This window comes from Sporosarcina sp. SAFN-015, assembly GCF_059415085.1.
Genome location: NZ_JBPFDR010000004.1, coordinates 33,402 through 52,477 on the forward strand (window position 1 = coordinate 33,402; position 19,076 = coordinate 52,477).

Here is a 19,076-nt window from a genome sequence, read left to right on the forward strand (position 1 = left end):
AGCACTCCCCTTTGTACTGACCACCGTAACTTTTTTGAAAATAAAAAATACTATCTACTTTAACTTATTGTATTATATTGCCATATAACTTACTAGTTTATTTGGCATATTAAAAAAGGAAGCAACTATTATTTCAAGTTGCTTCCCCATTCATGTATTCATAGCTTCACGATAAAGCTTTCAATCCAATAACACCGATAATTATGAGAAGCAGACTGGCGATGCGCCCCTTGCTTTTCGATTCACCGAAAAACAGCATATTGATGAGTACGGCACCAGCCGTTCCTATACCAATCCACACTGCGTACGCAGTGCTTACTTGCAAATAATTGAAGGACATATAAAGAAACGCGAACGCCGCTCCGAATCCACCGCCGAAAAGCAGCGCATTTGCAAATGACTTCTGTTCACTATATTTATTCAACCCGACAACGCCTACAAACTCGCTTATCGCTGCAATACTTACAAATAACCAACCCATCACTTCACAATTCCTTTCTTCTCTTCCGCATCATCAGCAAGCTTTAACCCAATAACCCCTATAACTAAAATGGCAATGAAAAATAGTTTGCCTACACCAAGCGTTTCGCCGAATAGGAAAACATCCATCAAAGCAGTCCCGACTGTACCGATTGCAGCAAATATTGCATAGACGGTACCTGTTGGAAGGTTTTCACAAGCTTTCGCCAAGAAATGAAAATCGAAAACAATGAAAACAATGATCGGAACCCAATGCCACCATTCAGTGGCAATGTTAAAACCAAATATCCAAACCAATTCGAAAAAACTTGTTAGTGCTACATAAATCCATGATTTGTTCATATTAATAACTCCCTATTTAATGACTGACTGTCATTCATTTTACGTGATGACGAGTTGCCTAATAATAATGATTTTTTTGAACTAAACTATCCGATAACCATTTAGTCGATGGCAAGGGCATGCTTCAAAAAGTTTTTCACTTCATTCTTTTGGATAATCGCTTCGTGTTCTTTGTCTGTATCGTATAGATAAATTTGTTCAGCAGCTGATTCGACGAGGCCGATGACAAGTCTAGCCGTCCTGTCTGGATTAACTGAATTACGTATTATACCGTCGTCAATCGCTTGCTGGAGTCCATCACTCACCCATTGATAAAATGGGGCGTATACCGTCTCCCAATTTTTCAGATGTTCTGTTGATGCCAATCCTGAGTAAATGAGTGCTTGTATTTCATGGTATTCTTCATTGACTTCAAAAATCGCATCGACGAGCTGCTCCATCCGTTTTGGAAATGGCGCATCATCCGACACTCTGTCGATTACAATCTCCAATGTTTTTGCGACCATGACTTCAGCGATTGCTGGCATGAGCGACAGTTTTGAAGGAAAATATAAATAGAATGTTCCTTGCGCAATTCCTGCCACTTTCACAATATCGGATATCTTTGTCTTCTCGATGCCTTGCTTACGAAAGACTTCTATAGCCGCTTTTATAATTCTTTCTTTTTTATCCAATTGCCGTCCACCTCTCCACTAAATGAATGAATGACTGTCAGTCATTATAACATAAAAGTAGCATTAGTTGTCGTAATGTCTACTTAAATATTTGGGGGCGGTAAAATTCGGCCCCCTTTTTAGCATCGTAACTTACTTTTTATCTTCTGTACGCATGTCGATATGGAGGCTTCCGTCGCCAGTGATTTCAGCGTAATATACTTGTTCCACTTTACCAATCCCATTTTTCTTTAGTTGCTCATATACCCATTCTTCTGTTAAGTTCAGCTCGGTCAAATTTTCTTTGATCAAATTCCCGTCTGAAATGATTTCTGTTGGTATATACTTTGGCTCTTGGCCAGGTGCTTTTACATCTTTGCGGGTAGCTGCTTCCTGGCTTGCTTTTTTCATGACACTTAATTGCCCATTCGTTTCGAGAATAGCATAGTTCACGTCCGTGACCGTAAATATACTTTGCTCGCGGAGCATCATATTAAGATCATTCAATGTGAGGCGAGCTTTCTTCATCCCCTGTTCACTTATTTTTCCTCTGTGTATTACGATAGTTGGTGAATCATCGAAAAGCTTCCTTGCTTTTTTCGATTTCATTGTTAAATAGTTCACGAAAACAGTCAACAATGCCCACCAAATCAAACCAACCGCACCATTCAGAAAAGGGGTTTCCGATTGCGCAGCTATATCAGCCGCAATTGAGCCGATTGTAATTCCAGTGACGTAATGAAAAAATGTAAGCTGTGAAATCTGTTTTTTCCCCATCAATCTGGCAAGAATCATAAGTGTTATAAAAGCAAATGTAGTTCGAGATACCATTTCCCAAAAATGCATGCTTTCAAGAGCTTCCGAAATCATCGTACACACCTCCACTACAATTAGTGTGTGAAAGTACTTGGACAATATACGGACGAAAAATGTATAAAACACAAAAACGAAGCACGAAATTCAAAACTCGTGCTTCGCGTTAGTCTATTTTATTTTTATTCCCATTCGAACGGTGTCGCTTGGTACACATAATAATTCAACCAGTTCGAGAAAAGAAGATGTGTATGGGAACGCCATGTATTTAACGGTTGTTTTTTGGGGTCGTCATTCGGGAAATAGTTTTCAGGGATTTCAATATCGATCCCTTTTTTCAAATCTCGCGCATACTCTTCGCCAAGTGTGCATGCATCATATTCTAAATGACCCGTAATCATAATCTGTCTGGAATCCTTTGATAGGATGATGAATGCGCCAGCTTCTTCTGAAACCGCCAATAGTTGAAGATCCTGCTCTTGCTCGATCTCCTCGATTGACACTGACGTATACCGCGAATGTGGAGCAGTGAAAACATCGTTGAAGCCACGTGTCAATTCAACAGTCGGATCGGTCAGTTGATGACTATATATGCCCGATAGTTTTTTCGGCAGTTCAAATTTATTGATGCCATAATGGTGATAAAGGGCAGCTTGAGCGCCCCAGCAAATATGTAGTGTCGAAGTGACATTGGTTTTGGACCAATCCATAATCTGTTTCAATTCATCCCAGTAGACGACATCCTCGAACGGTAAATGCTCAATCGGCGCGCCTGTAATAATTAGCCCGTCATAACGTCTGTTTTTGACGTGCTCGAATGTCGTATAAAAAGAATCCAAATGATTTTTGCTCACATTTTTTGATTCATACGTAGCGGTATTCAAAAACGTAACATTCACTTGCAGCGGCGTATTGCCTAGCAGTCGAAGCAACTGAAGCTCTGTTTTTTCTTTTTCCGGCATTAAGTTCAAGATAAGAATATTTAACGGACGGATATCCTGTGTCGTCGCCCGCCCTTCATCCATTACGAAGATCCTCTCTTCTTTCAACAGCTCACGTGCCGGCAATTGTTCAGGTATATTGATTGGCATTTCGTCTCCCCCTTATTATTCAAAAGCGCATTGCGCCCGAAGCCTAGACGTTAAAAAACCCCGTTCCATTAGATAGGAACGAGGATTCGTTTAAAACTTCTCCGTTCTTATCTCTCAAGATGTAACATCTTGTTGGAGGTAGCACCTTCCTGCAGACGCAGAGGTTGCTGAAGCTTCATCGGGCCAAATCCCTCAGCTTCTCTTGATAAGAAATATTCAATTGAAACTATTATATCATCATTATTTGAATTGTATACTGATTTTTTATCATCGATGAATTTTCGCTTTTGAAAAACCAAGTCCTAATATTTCTGAAGCGTTAAGGAAAATGACAAATGATGACGGTTCAGCGGTTTGAAGCAATTTTTTTAAATAGACAGCTTCTGACTGTTCCACGACGCAGAAGATCATTGTCTTCTCGTTATTCGAATATCCTCCCGTCGATTTCACTTTCGTCAACCCCCGGTCAATTTCATTTTGAATGACCGACTGGATTTTCTCTTCATTTTCCGTAATGATGAGAACAAGTTTTATCGGTGAAGTTTGCAACTGTACGAAGTCTATTACCTTGCTCGTTACGTAAATCGACATAAGGGCGTATAAAGCAAGTTCAAAATTGAAAACAAAAGCTGAAGTGACAACGACAATTCCATCCACGATCAATTGGGAAAAGCCGCTTGAAATACCGGTATACTTTTTTAGGAGTTGGGCTATCAAAGCTGTGCCGCCTGTGGAACCATTCCCTCTATACACAATCCCAAGTCCAATCCCGAGCATTATGCCCCCATAGATGGAACTAAGAAGCGGGTTATCAACGTGTAAATGGAGACCATGCGTCAAATAGATGACGAATGGAACAAAAAAAGTACCTACGATTGTCTTTGTACTGAATTCCTTCCCTGCAAGCAATAGTCCCAACACGATAAGTGGAATATTAATAAGCCATTGAACGTACGCAGGATTATAGCCGAATAATTCATAGAGGATCGTACTGACACCAGAAATGCCGCCCGCCGCTATGCGCGATGGCAATAAAAATATATTGAATGAAAGACCGACCAATGTCGCTCCGATAATGATTTGAACATAGTCGAAAACTACCGACTTCCTATGAAATAATGACATAATTGTTCTCCTTTCTTAAAAGACTTAACTATTCTATCAGAAAAAACGTTGTTCAGAAACGTTTTAAAGCATAGATAAAAGGAATAGAGAGAATAGGAGACTAAATGAAAGTATATTCATTTTTTTGTATTTTTCTAATTAACTGGTATAATTGTAGACAATAGTAAAAAAAAAACATAAGTCAGGGAGGATACTATGCGAAGTTTAGGTATTGTCAGGAAAGTCGACCATCTTGGCCGAATCGTGATTCCAAAAGAATTAAGAAATACATTGAAGCTCGAAAAAGGAGCACCAATGGAAATCTTTGTTGACGATGATATGATCATTCTTCGAAAATATGTGGTGGATGCGGCATGCATCGTAACCGGAGAAATCACCCCCGAAAATACAAAACTTTCAAATGGCATGTATATAAGTCCTAAAGGAGCGGAAATATTGAAAAAAGAAATCGAAGCAAATAAAACTTGGGATTGACTAGTTCCAAATGAGAGGGCAACGGTAAAGTACCGTGGCCCTTTTGCTGCGGGAAAAATGATCCGATCTATGAAAACGGAGGAAGCTAAATGAAGATTATTGCACATAGAGGCGCATCCGGAAACTATCCGGAAAATACGATTGCCGCATTCAAGGAAGCTGCACGTCTCCCTGTTTTTGGCGTTGAATTCGATGTACATATGGCAGCGGATGGTGAACTCGTCGTCATCCATGATGAAACAATTGACCGTACTTCAAATGGAACAAGCTATGTGAAAGATATGTCCTTGGCAGAATTGAAATCATATGACTTCGGCAGCTGGTTTGCACCCGAATTCCACGGTGAAACAATCCCAACATTGAAGGAAGTTCTCGATATATTCGATTCGACAGATCATAAACTAAATATCGAGTTGAAATCGGATATTTTTCCTTATGAAGGAATGGTTCAAAAAGTGCTTGAATTAATTGAGGAAAGGCAACTGGAATCCCGCGTTATCATTTCATCTTTTGACCACACTGCCATCCAGCTCGTCAAGCGAATCAATCCTCAAATCGAGACAGCAGCATTATTCATGGAAGTACTCGTCCACCCGTTGGACTATTTACACAAAATACCTGCGGATGCGCTTCACATCCTATTCCCTGCCGCAATCCGCCCTTCCATCACTGAAGTTATAAAAAGCGGCATGCCCGTCAGAACTTTCACAGTGAACGACGAATCATACGCAACAATACTAAAACAAGCCGGAGTCCAATCCATCTTCACCGACTACCCAGAAAAAATGGCTAATTTTTTCTCTAAATAAAAGTAAATTGGGGATAGGATTGAAATGGAAAAAGGCGAAGGGCAAAAAGAGACATCATAAAAAAGAGACATCGCCATCCATCTAAGGATTAGCGATATCTCTTTTTTCATGCATCCAAACCGTTAATGAACTCCTCAATCTCTTCCTTCGTCTTCCGATCCTTACTTACAAAACGCCCAACCTCTTCCCCATTATGGAAAGCGATAAAGCTCGGAATCCCAAAAACATCCAACTGCTGACAAACATCAATAAAATCATCACGGTCAACATAAATGAAAGTATATTCCGGATAATCCGCCTCAATACTAGGCAAGAACGGCTCGATCACCCTACAATCAGGGCACCAATCCGCCGAAAACATGAACATCGTCCGCTCCTCATTTTTCAATTGCTCAAACTGTTCAACCGATTGAAGTTTTTCCATTCATACTCTCTCCTTCTATTTTCATCTCTCTTAAAGTATATCATCCAACGTATATTCAGCCATATAATGACGATTTTTAGCAGAAACAAAAAAGTCATGAAATCGAACGATCGGGGAATTCTAATCATTCAACAAAGGAGGTTTCCCATTGCGTATTTATATAATTGCATCTGTATTTATAATGATCTGTCTTTGTATGACGCCTACCATTTCCTCTGCTTCCGACGAACGCAGCGATAAGGAGATTATGGAAGAACGGATGGGATTTTATTTGCAATTCGCAAGTGAACTCGTTCCGTGGTACCACCTTGCAGCGATCGATCAATTTGAACGAAACATCCAACAAGTTCGCAACGATCTAACGAAGGTGGAGGGACCGATTTCCATTCAGTACTCTGTTGATCATTGGTTTGGCGCATTGAATCCTGACTATACGGACGCTTCTGCTACGACGATCACGCTTTTTGGCGGTAAAGGGACGGATGGCAACGGAGATGGGATGGCTGACTTGTCTGACCCTATGGATGTGCTGCAAACAATGGCTTCACATTTAGCCATGTACGGACCAGATGAAAATGAATTCAAAGCGGCATTATGGCACTATTATAAGCGGGAAGCGACCGTCAATCAGATTGTGACAATAGCCAAGTTGTATAAGCATTTTGAAACTGTCGAACTGGATAAACATGTATTCCCGATTCCAAAAGGACACCACTACACATACCGCAGCACTTGGGGCTCAAGCCGCGGATGGGGAGGACGTCGTATTCATGAAGGAACGGATATTTTTGCAGGCTATGGTGTTCCCGTCGTCGCAACTTCCTATGGCGTCATTGAAGTATTAGGGTGGAATGAATATGGTGGATGGCGCGTAGGCATTCGTGACAACCATAACACATATCATTACTTTGCCCATTTGGCGTATTTTGATAAAGGCATTAAGGAAGGCGATATTGTAGAACCTGGAACGCTTCTCGGATTCATAGGCAGCACAGGATATGGAAAAGAAGGTACATCTGGTAAATTTCCTCCCCATCTCCATTATGGAGTATACAAATACAACGGCCGGGTTGAATGGGCCTTTGATCCGTTTCCTGCACTTCGAAATTGGGAACAGAAAAAATGAGGCTGTCTCGATTTTGAGACAGCCTCTCTTCTTATATTTTTACGTTTAACGTCTTGAATAAGAACGAGTAGACATCCGTCTGTTCCTCGATAATTTTAACTGTCGGCTTCCCAAGTCCATGTCCCGCATTTTTTTCGACGCGGAGTAAGATTGGATTACTTCCTTCATAAGTTGCCTGCAAAGTCGCTGCAAATTTCATCGCATGCGCTGGAACGACACGGTCATCCGTATCGGCAGTAGTTATTAAAGTCGGTGGATAGTCAACGCCTTCCTTGACGTTATGAAGCGGGGAATATTTGATCATGAACGCAAAATCATCGGCATTTTTTTCGGCATTTCCGTAATCCGTCACCCAGTAGCGCCCTACTGTGAATTTGTGATAGCGGAGCATATCAGTGACGGGCACTTGGCAAATTGCCGCCCCGAACAAATCTGGGCGTTGTGTGATGCTTGCACCGACGAGCAAACCACCGTTACTGCCGCCCATGATTGCAAGTTTTTCCTTCTTCGTATACCCTTCAGAAATAAGCCATTCAGCCGCCGCAGCGAAATCATCAAATACATTTTGTTTTTGCGCTAGTGTTCCTGCCTTGTACCACTCTTCTCCGAATTCTCCGCCGCCTCTCAAGTTTGCGACAGCATAGACGCCGCCTTGTTCAATCCACATACGAACCGCAGGCGAAAAAGATGGGGTCAAACTCACATTAAATCCGCCATACCCGTATAATAGGACAGGATTTTCTCCGTTTTGGACTAATCCTTTCTTATGTGTTAAAAACATCGGAATTTTCGTTCCGTCTTTTGAGACATAAAAAATTTGGGATGTCTCGAATCCTTCCGTGCTGAATTTATTCTCTCCTTGAAAAACACTATTCAATTCTTCTTGAGCGAAATCATAACTAGCAATCTCGTTCGGCGACAAGTAAGATGTATATCCGATATACATCCACGCCTCCTCTTTCTTCCCTGTTAAACCTGTCAACGAAATATAATTCGGCAATTGCACATCCTTTACATGATTGCCATCCAAGTCGAAAATCTTCAGTTCGTAATGAGCATTATGCAAATAGCAGACAATTAGTTGACGGTTTACAATTTTACCGAATGACAATACATCTTCTTTTTCTGCAATAATGTCGATCCAATTTTCCTTAGACGGATTTTCGAGATCGACTGCTATGATTTTTTCACGCGGTGCGTCGACATTTGTAACGAAATAGAATGTATTCCCTTCATTTCCGATAAACGAATATTCTCCATCCCCTTTATCAAACAGGCGAACAAATTCCTCTTCTTTTTCAAGATCCTTATAATAAATCCGACTTTTATTTTCAGTACCTTTCCATACGTTCAGGATCAAATACCGGTAGTCATCCGAAAATATCGGATTGAAAGAGTACTCCTTATTGTCCGTATCTTCGTAAACGAGCACATCATCCTCTTGGGACGTCCCTGCTTCATGCCAGTATACTTTATTGTAGAAGCTTTGCTCTTCCGGAGATACGGTTGCTGGATCTGGGAAACGGTTATAGTAAAAGCCTGTCCCTTCTTCATTCCAAGCAATGCTCGAGAATTTGCAAAAACGGATTAAATCAGCTTCATCCTTCCCTGTCTCCAAGTTTCGAACTTTGATCTCCTGCCAGTCGCTTCCGTTAAGAGAAATGCCGTATGCTAACTTCTTTCCATCACTTGTGAAAGATAAATTGGTAATGGCGGCTGTACCTTCTTCATTCATCGTATTTGGATTTAACACTTCTTCCAGTTCCTTGGAATGAAGATCTTTAGTACGGTAAAATACAGCCTGGTTTTGGAGTCCATCGTTTTTGTGGAAATAGAAATAGTCCCCTTCTTTGGTCGGAACAGTATACTTCGGAAAATTCCACGCTTCCGTCAGTTTGCTTTTCACGTTTTCGCGATTATGAAAGGTTGAGATAAAGTCTTGTGTCTGTTTGTTTTGGTTGTCGACCCATTGCTGTACTTCCGGGTCTTCCGGATTTTCCAACCATCTGTATGGATCTCGTATTTCAGTTCCATGAAAGTTCTCAATTACATCTTCTTTTCTAGTAAATAATACCATTTCAAATCCCCCTTTAATGACTTACAATTGACATTTTACCATACAGTTCAGAAAAGTGAGCATAATAAAAGCAGCTGAATAAACTCAGCTGCCAAAATTCATTTATGGCTATTGAATGTCGCACCATGTAATGGAGGCGGGATGATCCAGCCTTTCTCTTTGTTTAGACGAAGCAATCTCATTCCAAACAATAGTCGATCTGCATGAAATTTACTGAACATCATTGCAATATCTTCTCTGAGACATTGGCCGATTACTTGACTGCATGATACAAGACCTTGCCCAACGTTTATGGATACTGCCGCACTGATTTCCGGATCCATAAAACGCGCTCCTACTGGAATTTCTTCAGCATTCGCTTTTGCACGTTCTGGCAATGTGGGAGGTGGTGTCACACCGTTGTCCTTCAACACTTTCTCAACAGCATTATTTTCTTCTTTCATCATCTCAACTGCATCTTTCAATAATTTAATCAGTTCCTCGTCTCCAGCATGATTGATGAAGCCTTCATATCCGCTGATCAAACCTTTGTTTGCACCTGCATATGCCCAACAACCGAGTACTTCACCATAGTGCATTGGCTCTTCTTTCGGATTACCATTTAAAATGCCCAATTTTTCTCCCTCTTTTCTTAAACTTTTCCATTGGTGTTTATGGAATTGCAGTTATGATGTGAAGAAATTGTTATTTTATACACTAGGTCCGCGTAAAATAAATCAGATTGACATTTTCGGAATGTTTGATAATATGTTATGCAATACATTTTTTCTCTACATTTCACAAATTACATTAAAGGCGAATGTTTTATAAAAAATAAAATAATATTATTCGTCTTTGAATGTAAAACGAACTACTTAATAAGTATTTCGTAGTATTTTCTAAAAAATACACGAATGATAGGTTGACATCCAGAAGAACCGTGTTATGATTGTGACTAATTAAATAACTCGATAATGATTTGGACGGAGACAGGCTTTGCGGAACGGAATCTCTAGAGAGCTGATGGTTGGTGAAAATCAGCGTTTTCGACGTAAGGCAGCACTCCTGAATCGATGGACAGAAACTTGTAAAGTACGTTCATCCGGCACATGACCGTTACGCATGCAATGAAGGCTGTCCGAACGACAGCGAAAAAGGGTGGCACCGCGTAGCGTAAAGCTTTTCGCCCCTTGCATTTTTTTGCAAGGGACGAAAGGCTTTTTTCATTTACTTAAAGGAGGAGATTGACATGTTGCAAGATCAACAATACTTACGAATTCCAGGACCGACACCGATTCCGCCAAGTGTTCAACGAGCGATGGCTAAACCGATGATTGGTCATAGAGGCAATGAGACATCGGAATTGATTCGTTCAATCAAACCACGACTGAATAAAGTGTTTGGGACTAAACAGGATGTCCTGATCGTTACGGGAAGCGGAACTTCAGGATTGGAAGCAGCTGTCGTCAATGCCGTTAAACCTTTGGATGAAGTGCTCGTCATTGTAACCGGTGCATTCGGGGCACGTTTTGTGAATATTTGCGAAGCATATGGCATCCGCGTGCATAAATACGAAGTTGAGTGGGGGAAAGCTTTCAATCCTATTGAAATTCAACAGCATCTCCGTACTATTCCAAAAATAAGCGCCGTTTTTGCAACATACTGTGAAACTTCTACCGGTGTAATGAATCCAATCCACGAACTTGCTGCCGCGGTGAAAGAAGTTTCCGATGCACTCATAATAGTGGACGGCGTTTCATGTGTCGGAGGAGTCGAAACGAAAATGGATGAATGGGCTATCGACATTATGGTGACTGGATCACAAAAAGCATTTATGCTGCCCGCCGGATTGATGTTCATCGCGGTAAGCGAGCGTGCATGGGATGTAATTCATTCAAACCCGAACCGTGGTTTCTATTTGGATTTGTCAAAGTATAGAGACAATCTTGCAAAGGATACGACACCTTTCACCCCTGCTCTTTCCCTTCTCTTTGGGCTCGATCAAGTGCTTGATTTACTGGAAAAGGAAGGGTTGGAAAACGTGTACAGTCGACATGCGCTACTGAAAGAAATGGTACGCGGAGCTTTCAAGGCACTAGATATCCCGCTATTAACGAATGATGAAGATGCATCAGATACAGTTACTGCCGTCAGGCCAGATGAGATCGACGTGGAGCAATTCCGGAAAGTGATTAAAAAGGAATTCGGACTATCAGTAGCAGGCGGACAGGAACGTTTGAAAGGGAAAATCTTCCGCATCGGGCATATGGGCTATTGCTCCCCTGCCGATGTTTTGCAGACACTTAGCATGATCGAAATCGGTTTGATCCAATCCGGAAATGAAATTGAGCTCGGCAAAGGAGTTGCGGCAGCACAGCGAATCTATTTGAAGAATGGAGCGAACTACCGATGACATACCACATATTAATAGCCGATCCGCTAAGCGAAGAAGGAATCCATCCACTACGTCAGGCGGAAGGATTGGAGATCACTATTGCCACCGATTTATCAAAAGAAGCATTGCTTGAAAGGATTAAAGGCTTCGATGCTTTGCTCGTCCGCAGTCAAACACAAGTGACACGAGAAGTGATTGAAGCTGCGAGCAACTTAAAAATAATTGGACGTGCAGGTGTCGGGGTCGATAATATCGATTTGGATGCCGCCACGGAGCACGGAATCATCGTCGTCAATGCACCTGACGGCAACACGAACTCCGCAGCTGAGCATACAATCGCGATGCTGACGGCGTTGGCAAGGAAAATTCCACAAGCGTTCAACTCATTGAAAAACGGCAAATGGGATCGTAAGTCGTTTATCGGTGTCGAGCTGAAAAATAAAACGCTCGGCGTCATTGGACTTGGAAGAATTGGTGCGGAAGTGGCAGCACGTGCAAAAGGACAACGGATGAATGTTATTGCTTATGACCCTTTTTTAACGGAGGAAAAGGCGCAAAAAATGGGGATCGGCTTTGGGACCGTCGAGGACGTATTAAGGGTGGCTGATTTCATTACAATCCATACTCCTTTATTAAAAGAGACTAGACATTTATTGAATGAAGAAGCATTTACGAAAATGAAAGATGGCGTTCAGATCATCAACTGTGCAAGAGGAGGAATTATTGACGAAAATGCTCTTTACGCCGCTATTTTGTCAGGCAAAGTCGCCGGGGCAGCTCTTGACGTTTTTGAGACGGAGCCATTCGTCGATCATCCACTACTTACATTATCTGAAGTAATAGCTACGCCGCATCTCGGAGCGAGCACTGTGGAAGCCCAAGAAAGCGTAGCGGTCGATGTAAGTATGGACGTCGTGAATTTCTTTACAGGAGAATCTGTGCGAAATCCAGTCAACTTCCCTTCCGTCCCGAAAGAAGTGATGGCAAAAATCGCTCCATTCTTCGATTTATCCGAAAAGCTGGGAGTTTTCCTTTCCCGAATGACCAACGAAGCGATTGAAGAAGTGAACATAAAATATGCCGGGGAGCTCGCAAACTATGATGTGCGTGCCCTGACACGCAATACGGTAAAAGGTATTTTAAAACGGAATCTCGGAAATCATGTCAATGACGTCAATGCGAAATTTTTAGCCGAGCGGTTCGATATTAAAGTGAATGAGCATAAGACGACTGCCGGTAAAGGATTCCTCCATTTGATCACTGCGGAAATCGTCACAGCGAAATGTACACATCTCGTTGCAGGCACTATGCTGAACGGCTTAGGAGCACGTATTGTGAAAGTCGATAATTACGCGGTCGATGTTGTGCCAGAAGGACATCTGTTGTTCATCAAGCATAAAGACCAGCCCGGAGCAATTGGACGTGTCGGAATGTTGTTAGCAGAGAAAAACATCAATATCGCAACGATGCAAGTCGGACGTTCGACTGTCGGCGGCGACGCCATCATGATGCTCACGATTGATAATCGGGTTGAGCAGGCGGAACTTGAAGATTTGACTGATCTTGCAGATATTTATGAAGTGAAGGCGATTGATCTTTGAATCCTTGTAAAATTAATGGAGCCCTTGCACGAATAAAGGAGCCCTTGATGAATTAATGGAGCCCTTGCGCTAAAAAGGTGAGTTCCCGTTGCGGGACTCACCTTTTCATCTTTTCTAAAATCGGAAAAAGCTCGTCCAAATGTTTTATTTCATACGTCGGCTGAATGTCCGGATGCACCGATTTCCCTTCTCGATTAATCCATACGGAACGCATTCCTACACGGGAAGAACCTAAAATATCTGTGAGTAAATTATCGCCGACCATAAGAGCTTCGTCTGCTGATGTCCCTGTTTCCTCCAACACATGCTCGAAAATGGAAGGATCCGGCTTTCCTTTGCCAAATGCTCCTGAAACGACAATTCGATCGAAATATGGAGCCAGCTCTGGAGTAATTTCCAACTTTGTTTGTTGGAGCGAAGGAGAGCCGTTTGTCAATAGGACAAGTTTAAATTTGCCTTTCAACCTATCCAAAACAGGGAATGTCTCATCGTAAACAAATGGTGAGTTTTTTCGTTCCTCAATAAACCGCGCGGCTAGCGACTCACCGAAGTCCCCATCATCAATCCCCAGTTTATTGAGCCCTTTCGTCCATGCATCGCGCTGATAATCTGATATGACTTCTTTCATTCGCTGAAATTCTTCGCCGGGGTCGTCAAATATTCCCCATAATCCCTCGAAAGGATTGATTCCTATCATTTGTGTGTAGTCATATGTATCATACGCGGCATACAGTTCCCTTGCAGCTTCGCGAACGGCTGCTTCCAGTTGTAATGCATCAACGTCTTGCATTTCCTCAGCATATTGACAAGTTTTCTCGAATGCTGTCGCAATGCTTTTCTGATCCCATAAAAGCGTATCATCCAAATCGAAAATGAGTGTCCGTATCATCGGTCATTCCCCCTTTGCTTGATTATACAAAAAAAACGCTCCAAAAGGGATTGGAGCGGATATTTCAATTGGAATAGATATTTCGGTTCCAAAAACGCTGTTGCGCAATTGCTTGAATGAAATCATTCGAGAAATCGGCTCCAGATTCTGATGCAATAACGACGCCTGGTCCTGGACTTGCATCTGAATTCATAAAGATAGCTTCTCCTGTCGAAGCAACGCCAATCGGTTTAAAATGTTTATACGTTTCGTTTATGAACTCCTTAATGTCACTTTCAAATTTCGCCTGATTTGCAGATTTTCCTCCGACGACATAAAATGAGTCATGAAGAACGGGTGAAGTCGTTGTAAAGGTTTCATTCATCACAACTTTTACACCATCCACTCCCGTCAGGCTGCCTAATCGCTCTCCTACAATATCGACAGTAACCCCGTTGTTCAATAATGCTTTAACGACTGCTTTCACTTCTCTGCCGTTGAAGCCTTCACCTATTAACACGCCGACTTTAAGAGTATTCGGGTATCTCGGCGTCCGTTCTTGGCTAAGGGCTGGTGAAGAAGCTGAAACGTCGACATTTTCTCCGGTCGGACGGTTGACCCCGACTGCATCCGCAAGTTCCGTAGCCAATCCTTTGTCAACATTGACAAACATATCGACGACTTGTTGTCTGACGTCGACTGATTTCACTTTCCCCACTTCAAAGATGAAGGCATCGGTTATATGTCGTTTTTCAGGACTTGTCATACTGTTCCAGAACAAGCGTGCTTGCGAAAAGTTGTCATTGAATGAATCGCTTCGTGCTTGAATGATGCGCCCTTCTACTTTTTCTGCGTAATGGACATACCCACCCTCTTCCCAAGTGGAAGTGGAAGGTGTATTTCTAGCGAGTGAATTTTTATGGTAACTGACTTGCCCAACATCAATCCGCTGGCGGCTGAATCCATCCCGTTGATTATTATGGAACGGACAAATTGGGCGATTGATCGGGATCTCAGCGAAATTCGGCCCTCCTAGACGAAGCAGTTGCGTATCCAAATATGAAAATAATCTTCCTTGCAGAAGCGGGTCGTTCGTGAAGTCGATGCCAGGCACGATATTGCCGAGATGCATTGCGACTTGTTCCGTTTCCGCAAAGACATTATCGACATTCCGGTTTAATGTGATTTTGCCGAACATCTGGACTGGTACAATTTCCTCCGGCCAAATTTTTGTAGCATCCAAAATATCGAAATCGAACATGAACTCGTCTTCTTCTTTGATCATTTGCACTCCGATTTCATATTCAACGACATTTCCGTGCTCAATATTTTCCCACAAATCTCTTCGATGGAAATCTGGATCTTTCCCGGAGATCTTTTGGGCTTCATCCCAAACGAGTGAATGTACGCCAAGAATCGGCTTTAGATGAAATTTGACGAATGTCGCTTTCCCTGCCGCATTGACAAGGCGGAACGTATGCACACCAAACCCTTGCATCATCCTGAAACTTCTTGGAATGGCTCGGTCGGACATAAGCCACATGATCATATGTGCGGTCTCTTGATTATTTGCAACAAAATCCCAGAATGTGTCATGGGCGGAAGCAGCCTGGGGCATTTCATTATGCGGTTCAGGCTTGATGGCGTGAACGAGATCCGGGAACTTAATTGCATCCTGGATGAAAAAGATGGGTATATTGTTTCCGACGAGGTCGAAGTTCCCTTCTTCCGTATAGAACTTAATTGCAAAACCTCGTACATCCCTTACTGTATCTGCAGACCCTTTACTTCCAACAACCGTTGAGAACCTGATGAATACGGGTGTTTTTGAACCAGGTTTTTGCAGGAAACCGGCTCTCGTAAACTCCTCCATGGATTTATGAAGTTCAAATTCCCCATGAGCCGCAAACCCTCTCGCATGGACGACCCTTTCCGGTATCCGTTCATGGTCGAAATGGGTAAGCTTCTCACGCAGATGGAAATCCTCCAGTAATGTCGGTCCGCGCACTCCCGCTTTCAAAGAATTTTCATCATCCGACACTCTCAGTCCTTGGTTCGTCGTCATTTTCTTTCCATAGTTATTAACTCTGAATTGGTCAAGCTGAGCGTTTTTTCGATTTTGGCTATTCTCCACAAAATCCCCTTCCACATATTTTTAATTCACCATCCATATATATATGCAATTTAAAACCATTCGGGCACTTTCCTCATGTTTCATCAAATCCGAATTAGGTTACAATAGGAGACGATACATATTCAAGAGGAGGCGCAAACGATGCATTATTTCATTGGAATCAAAGCTCCTGCTTCAACTGAAAAGCTTGTAAAGCTGTATAAGGAAAAATACGATTTATCAAACGTTTATAAGGTCATCCCTCATATGGATGACCTGCATATTACATTGCTGTTCATCGGAGCACTCCCTGAACAACGACTTGAATCTTTGCAGCAAAGCCTGGCCGCGTTAGCCGACAAGTATAGCAACTTTCTTGTAAACGTTGATGGTCTTTCATTTTTCGGTTCTCCGAAAGGTCCTCGTGTTGTTTATTTGTCTATCCAGCAATCAAAAGAGCTTGATGCGCTGCAACAATCGGTTGCCGCAATCGGGTCAGAACAGTTAGGTATCGAACCCGATAATCACTTCACCCCTCATATTACGATTGCTAAAAAGCGGAAAATCGATAGACCGTTACCCATACAGAAAGAGACTTGTACACCTATTCCTTTTTACATCGATGAATTTTCACTTTTTAGGATACACCCATCTAAAAATCCAAAATACGAAGCTGTCCAAACCTTCTCACTACAACAACAACCCTCTCATTAAATTCGAGAGGGTTTTCATTACGTCTTATTTATTCGGAACCATCCTTTGTACGTAAACCAACCTACCATCGCGACTCCTATAATCAGCATTACAATAAGGACTACTGGATACCCGTACCGCATATGAAGCTCGGGCATACGGTCGAAATTCATTCCATACACACCGGCAATGAATGTCAACGGAATAAAAACTGAGGAGATGATCGTCAGCGTCATCATGACGCTATTCATTTGGTTGGAATTAATGGACAGCTGACTGTCGCGGATATCCGATGTGAGCTGTCGATTCGAATCGAGCATGTCACTTAGTCGAATGAGATGGTCGTATATATCCGAAAAGTACGTTTGCTCATGGGGAATGAAATCTAACTTTTTAGACTCGAGCATTCTGTATAGCAACTCTCTCATCGGATAAATTGTTCTCCTTAGACGTAATAGGTCTCCACGCACTTCAAATACATAATCCATTGATAATTGAACGGTTTTCGGTGATAATTTCTCCTCGATTTCGTCTAGTTGGTCTTCAATATTGTAAAGGATTGGAAAGTATTGATCGACGATTTTATCTAAAATTTCATAAGTGACGTGTACATGTCCCCGTTCCCAAAGCCTGGAAGATTGCATGATTGCTTCTCTTGCCTTGTCGATTTCTTGTAGTTTTGTGTAATGAAACGAGACGACATAATTATCACCAAGAAACAAGTCCACTTCTTCCGCATTCAAATCTTCATGGCAGATCGAGTGCAAGGCAAAGAATGTATAATCGTCATAATGATCCAGTTTTGGACGCTGAATGCGGCCGTAACAATCCTCCAAAGCGAGCGGGTGGAAGGCAAAGTACGATTGTAGCAAAAATGCTTCTTCTGCATCCGGCTGATCAAAATCAACCCAGTACCATTGCAATGAGAGCATTGAGATTTCGTGTAATGGGAAGTCGAAAATGAATTGACCTTCTGTTGTTACGCCCATTGTGCGGATCATGTTACCACCCTTTCTTCGCTTTATAAGAACGATATCCATACCGAATCCGTTGATTATCCTTACCGTATCATGTCCAATTTAACCTTATATCCTACATATTCAGAGTGAAACTTAGTGATAGTTCTCTACCGAGAAATTTTCACGCAAAAAAGGCTTGGATGTTTTCACCAAGCCTTTCTAGCTTTGAGAAGATGCTACATATTTTTACTTTGCTGAAGGAGTTTGGATTCTCCCGTCCGCTCCCATTCCTCTACTGTCTCATATGCTTTTTCAGGAGAATACCCTTTCCCGACAAGAACCCCCATTAATATGAACTCTTGCAGAATGTGCGTCGCATTTATGCCTCTCTTTACATCTTCCAATCCTTCGTTCACTAAAAACTGAGTATGCCTTATCCAATCGTCTGGAGTCTTGCCAAAAACAAGATTTCCATTGCTATGACTCCGTCCTTCCTCCTCGGCGGCGGCTGCCTCTTTCGTTGGATGAACAGTACCAAAAGGATGGTTAGGAGGTGCGTAGATGGAGTAAAGCTTTAGTGGAACATTTCCTGTGTTGATGAGATTATGCCATGTTCCAGCGGGCAACATAATTGCAGAATCATCAAATACATTTCTTTCAAAATTCAAATTGTCTTTACTCTTGCCCATTCGAACGATTCCCTGTCCTTGTTCGATTCGCAGGAATTGGTCAACGTCCGGGTGCATCTCCAAGCCGATTTCTTCGCCGACATTTAGACTCATGAGCGTCACTTGCAAATGATCTCCTGTCCATAAAGCAGTACGGAACGTATTGTTTTGTTTCGTTGCATTATTAATATTTACAACAAACGGTTCTCCTCCATAGTCTTTTAGTACAATGCTGTTATTCATTCCAGCATTATATCCAGCATAATCAGGAATCGTCCAAAATCCTGGCTGCTGCGCTCCATAGTGCTGCATTGGTACGTGGAAGTAATACGGATTGTGGTAATACACATTTGGAGCATGATACATAGTCATCAACCCCTTCACAA

At 42.1% G+C, this 19,076-nt stretch carries 19 protein-coding genes, 1 riboswitch and 1 other annotated feature; of the genes, 6 read left to right on the forward strand and 13 right to left on the reverse strand.

The annotated features are described in order from the left end of the window. Nucleotides 1-166: 166 nt before the first annotated feature. The 6 genes from ACR65H_RS08310 to ACR65H_RS08335 all read right to left on the reverse strand — a co-directional run bounded on the left by ACR65H_RS08310 (nucleotide 167) and on the right by ACR65H_RS08335 (nucleotide 4,504). A complete protein-coding gene (locus ACR65H_RS08310) occupies nucleotides 167-481 on the reverse strand; it encodes a DMT family transporter (protein WP_440499703.1) in 315 nt (104 codons plus the stop codon). Then, nucleotides 481-822 carry a DMT family transporter gene (locus tag ACR65H_RS08315; RefSeq protein ID WP_440499704.1) on the reverse strand — a complete coding sequence of 114 codons (342 nt, stop codon included), beginning with the start codon at nucleotides 820-822 and terminating at the stop codon, nucleotides 481-483. The genes ACR65H_RS08310 and ACR65H_RS08315 overlap by 1 nt, the downstream gene beginning before the upstream one ends. Before the next feature lie 101 nt (nucleotides 823-923). Continuing rightward, on the reverse strand, nucleotides 924-1,496 hold the full coding sequence (locus ACR65H_RS08320; RefSeq protein WP_440499705.1) for a TetR/AcrR family transcriptional regulator: 573 nt from the start codon (nucleotides 1,494-1,496) through the stop codon (nucleotides 924-926). 132 nt (nucleotides 1,497-1,628) lie between these two features. Then, complete coding sequence (locus ACR65H_RS08325) at nucleotides 1,629-2,345, reverse strand: YetF domain-containing protein (RefSeq protein ID WP_440499706.1); 717 nt, start codon at nucleotides 2,343-2,345, stop codon at nucleotides 1,629-1,631. Between the two features lie 125 nt (nucleotides 2,346-2,470). Further along, entirely contained in the window at nucleotides 2,471-3,379 is a 909-nt protein-coding gene (gene metA / locus ACR65H_RS08330) for a homoserine O-acetyltransferase MetA (protein WP_440499707.1), read from the reverse strand. A gap of 104 nt (nucleotides 3,380-3,483) precedes the next feature. Beyond that, nucleotides 3,484-3,591: riboswitch (SAM riboswitch) on the reverse strand. Between the two features lie 55 nt (nucleotides 3,592-3,646). Then, on the reverse strand, nucleotides 3,647-4,504 hold the full coding sequence (locus ACR65H_RS08335) for a YitT family protein (RefSeq protein ID WP_440499708.1): 858 nt from the start codon (nucleotides 4,502-4,504) through the stop codon (nucleotides 3,647-3,649). A gap of 195 nt (nucleotides 4,505-4,699) precedes the next feature. On the opposite strand from ACR65H_RS08335, the gene ACR65H_RS08340 reads away from it, so the two are divergent. Together ACR65H_RS08340 and ACR65H_RS08345 are read left to right on the forward strand one after the other, a co-directional pair. After that, complete coding sequence (locus ACR65H_RS08340) at nucleotides 4,700-4,978, forward strand: AbrB/MazE/SpoVT family DNA-binding domain-containing protein (protein WP_440499709.1); 279 nt, start codon at nucleotides 4,700-4,702, stop codon at nucleotides 4,976-4,978. A gap of 89 nt (nucleotides 4,979-5,067) precedes the next feature. Then, nucleotides 5,068-5,787, forward strand: coding sequence for a glycerophosphodiester phosphodiesterase (locus tag ACR65H_RS08345; protein ID WP_440499710.1), 720 nt, complete (start codon nucleotides 5,068-5,070; stop codon nucleotides 5,785-5,787). 106 nt (nucleotides 5,788-5,893) lie between these two features. Here the strand turns inward: ACR65H_RS08345 and ACR65H_RS08350 are convergent, their stop codons facing one another. Next, nucleotides 5,894-6,211 (reverse strand): thioredoxin family protein, encoded by a 318-nt coding sequence (locus ACR65H_RS08350; RefSeq protein WP_440499711.1) that lies wholly within the window; start codon nucleotides 6,209-6,211, stop codon nucleotides 5,894-5,896. Between the two features lie 196 nt (nucleotides 6,212-6,407). Here ACR65H_RS08350 and ACR65H_RS08355 point away from each other — a divergent pair, with 196 nt between their 5' ends. After that, nucleotides 6,408-7,337, forward strand: a complete 930-nt coding sequence (locus ACR65H_RS08355) for a M23 family metallopeptidase (protein WP_440500090.1) — start codon at nucleotides 6,408-6,410, stop codon at nucleotides 7,335-7,337. 31 nt (nucleotides 7,338-7,368) lie between these two features. On the opposite strand, the gene ACR65H_RS08360 is transcribed toward ACR65H_RS08355, so the two are convergent. Both ACR65H_RS08360 and ACR65H_RS08365 read right to left on the reverse strand, forming a co-directional pair. Further along, entirely contained in the window at nucleotides 7,369-9,414 is a 2,046-nt protein-coding gene (locus tag ACR65H_RS08360) for a prolyl oligopeptidase family serine peptidase (RefSeq protein WP_440499712.1), read from the reverse strand. Between the two features lie 98 nt (nucleotides 9,415-9,512). Then, nucleotides 9,513-10,028: a DUF3231 family protein gene (locus tag ACR65H_RS08365; RefSeq protein ID WP_440499713.1), complete on the reverse strand. Its 516-nt coding sequence runs from the start codon at nucleotides 10,026-10,028 to the stop codon at nucleotides 9,513-9,515. A 336-nt stretch (nucleotides 10,029-10,364) separates the two neighbouring features. Continuing rightward, nucleotides 10,365-10,587 (forward strand) — a binding site (T-box leader). Nucleotides 10,588-10,642: 55 nt separating this feature from the next. Here ACR65H_RS08365 and ACR65H_RS08370 point away from each other — a divergent pair. Further along, nucleotides 10,643-11,806 carry a pyridoxal-phosphate-dependent aminotransferase family protein gene (locus ACR65H_RS08370; RefSeq protein WP_440499714.1) on the forward strand — a complete coding sequence of 388 codons (1,164 nt, stop codon included), beginning with the start codon at nucleotides 10,643-10,645 and terminating at the stop codon, nucleotides 11,804-11,806. Beyond that, nucleotides 11,803-13,389: a phosphoglycerate dehydrogenase gene (gene serA / locus ACR65H_RS08375; protein ID WP_440499715.1), complete on the forward strand. Its 1,587-nt coding sequence runs from the start codon at nucleotides 11,803-11,805 to the stop codon at nucleotides 13,387-13,389. The genes ACR65H_RS08370 and serA overlap by 4 nt, the downstream gene beginning before the upstream one ends. Before the next feature lie 97 nt (nucleotides 13,390-13,486). On the opposite strand, the gene ACR65H_RS08380 is transcribed toward serA, so the two are convergent. Then, nucleotides 13,487-14,278, reverse strand: a complete 792-nt coding sequence (locus ACR65H_RS08380; RefSeq protein ID WP_440499716.1) for an HAD family hydrolase — start codon at nucleotides 14,276-14,278, stop codon at nucleotides 13,487-13,489. 64 nt (nucleotides 14,279-14,342) lie between these two features. After that, nucleotides 14,343-16,406: a catalase gene (locus ACR65H_RS08385; protein WP_440499717.1), complete on the reverse strand. Its 2,064-nt coding sequence runs from the start codon at nucleotides 16,404-16,406 to the stop codon at nucleotides 14,343-14,345. Between the two features lie 126 nt (nucleotides 16,407-16,532). Here ACR65H_RS08385 and thpR point away from each other — a divergent pair, with 126 nt between their 5' ends. Then, nucleotides 16,533-17,084, forward strand: coding sequence for an RNA 2',3'-cyclic phosphodiesterase (gene thpR / locus ACR65H_RS08390; protein WP_440499718.1), 552 nt, complete (start codon nucleotides 16,533-16,535; stop codon nucleotides 17,082-17,084). A 17-nt stretch (nucleotides 17,085-17,101) separates the two neighbouring features. On the opposite strand, the gene corA is transcribed toward thpR, so the two are convergent. Then, nucleotides 17,102-18,064: a magnesium/cobalt transporter CorA gene (gene corA / locus ACR65H_RS08395; protein WP_440499719.1), complete on the reverse strand. Its 963-nt coding sequence runs from the start codon at nucleotides 18,062-18,064 to the stop codon at nucleotides 17,102-17,104. A 194-nt stretch (nucleotides 18,065-18,258) separates the two neighbouring features. After that, nucleotides 18,259-19,056: a cupin domain-containing protein gene (locus ACR65H_RS08400; protein WP_440499720.1), complete on the reverse strand. Its 798-nt coding sequence runs from the start codon at nucleotides 19,054-19,056 to the stop codon at nucleotides 18,259-18,261. Between the last annotated feature and the right edge of the window lie 20 nt (nucleotides 19,057-19,076).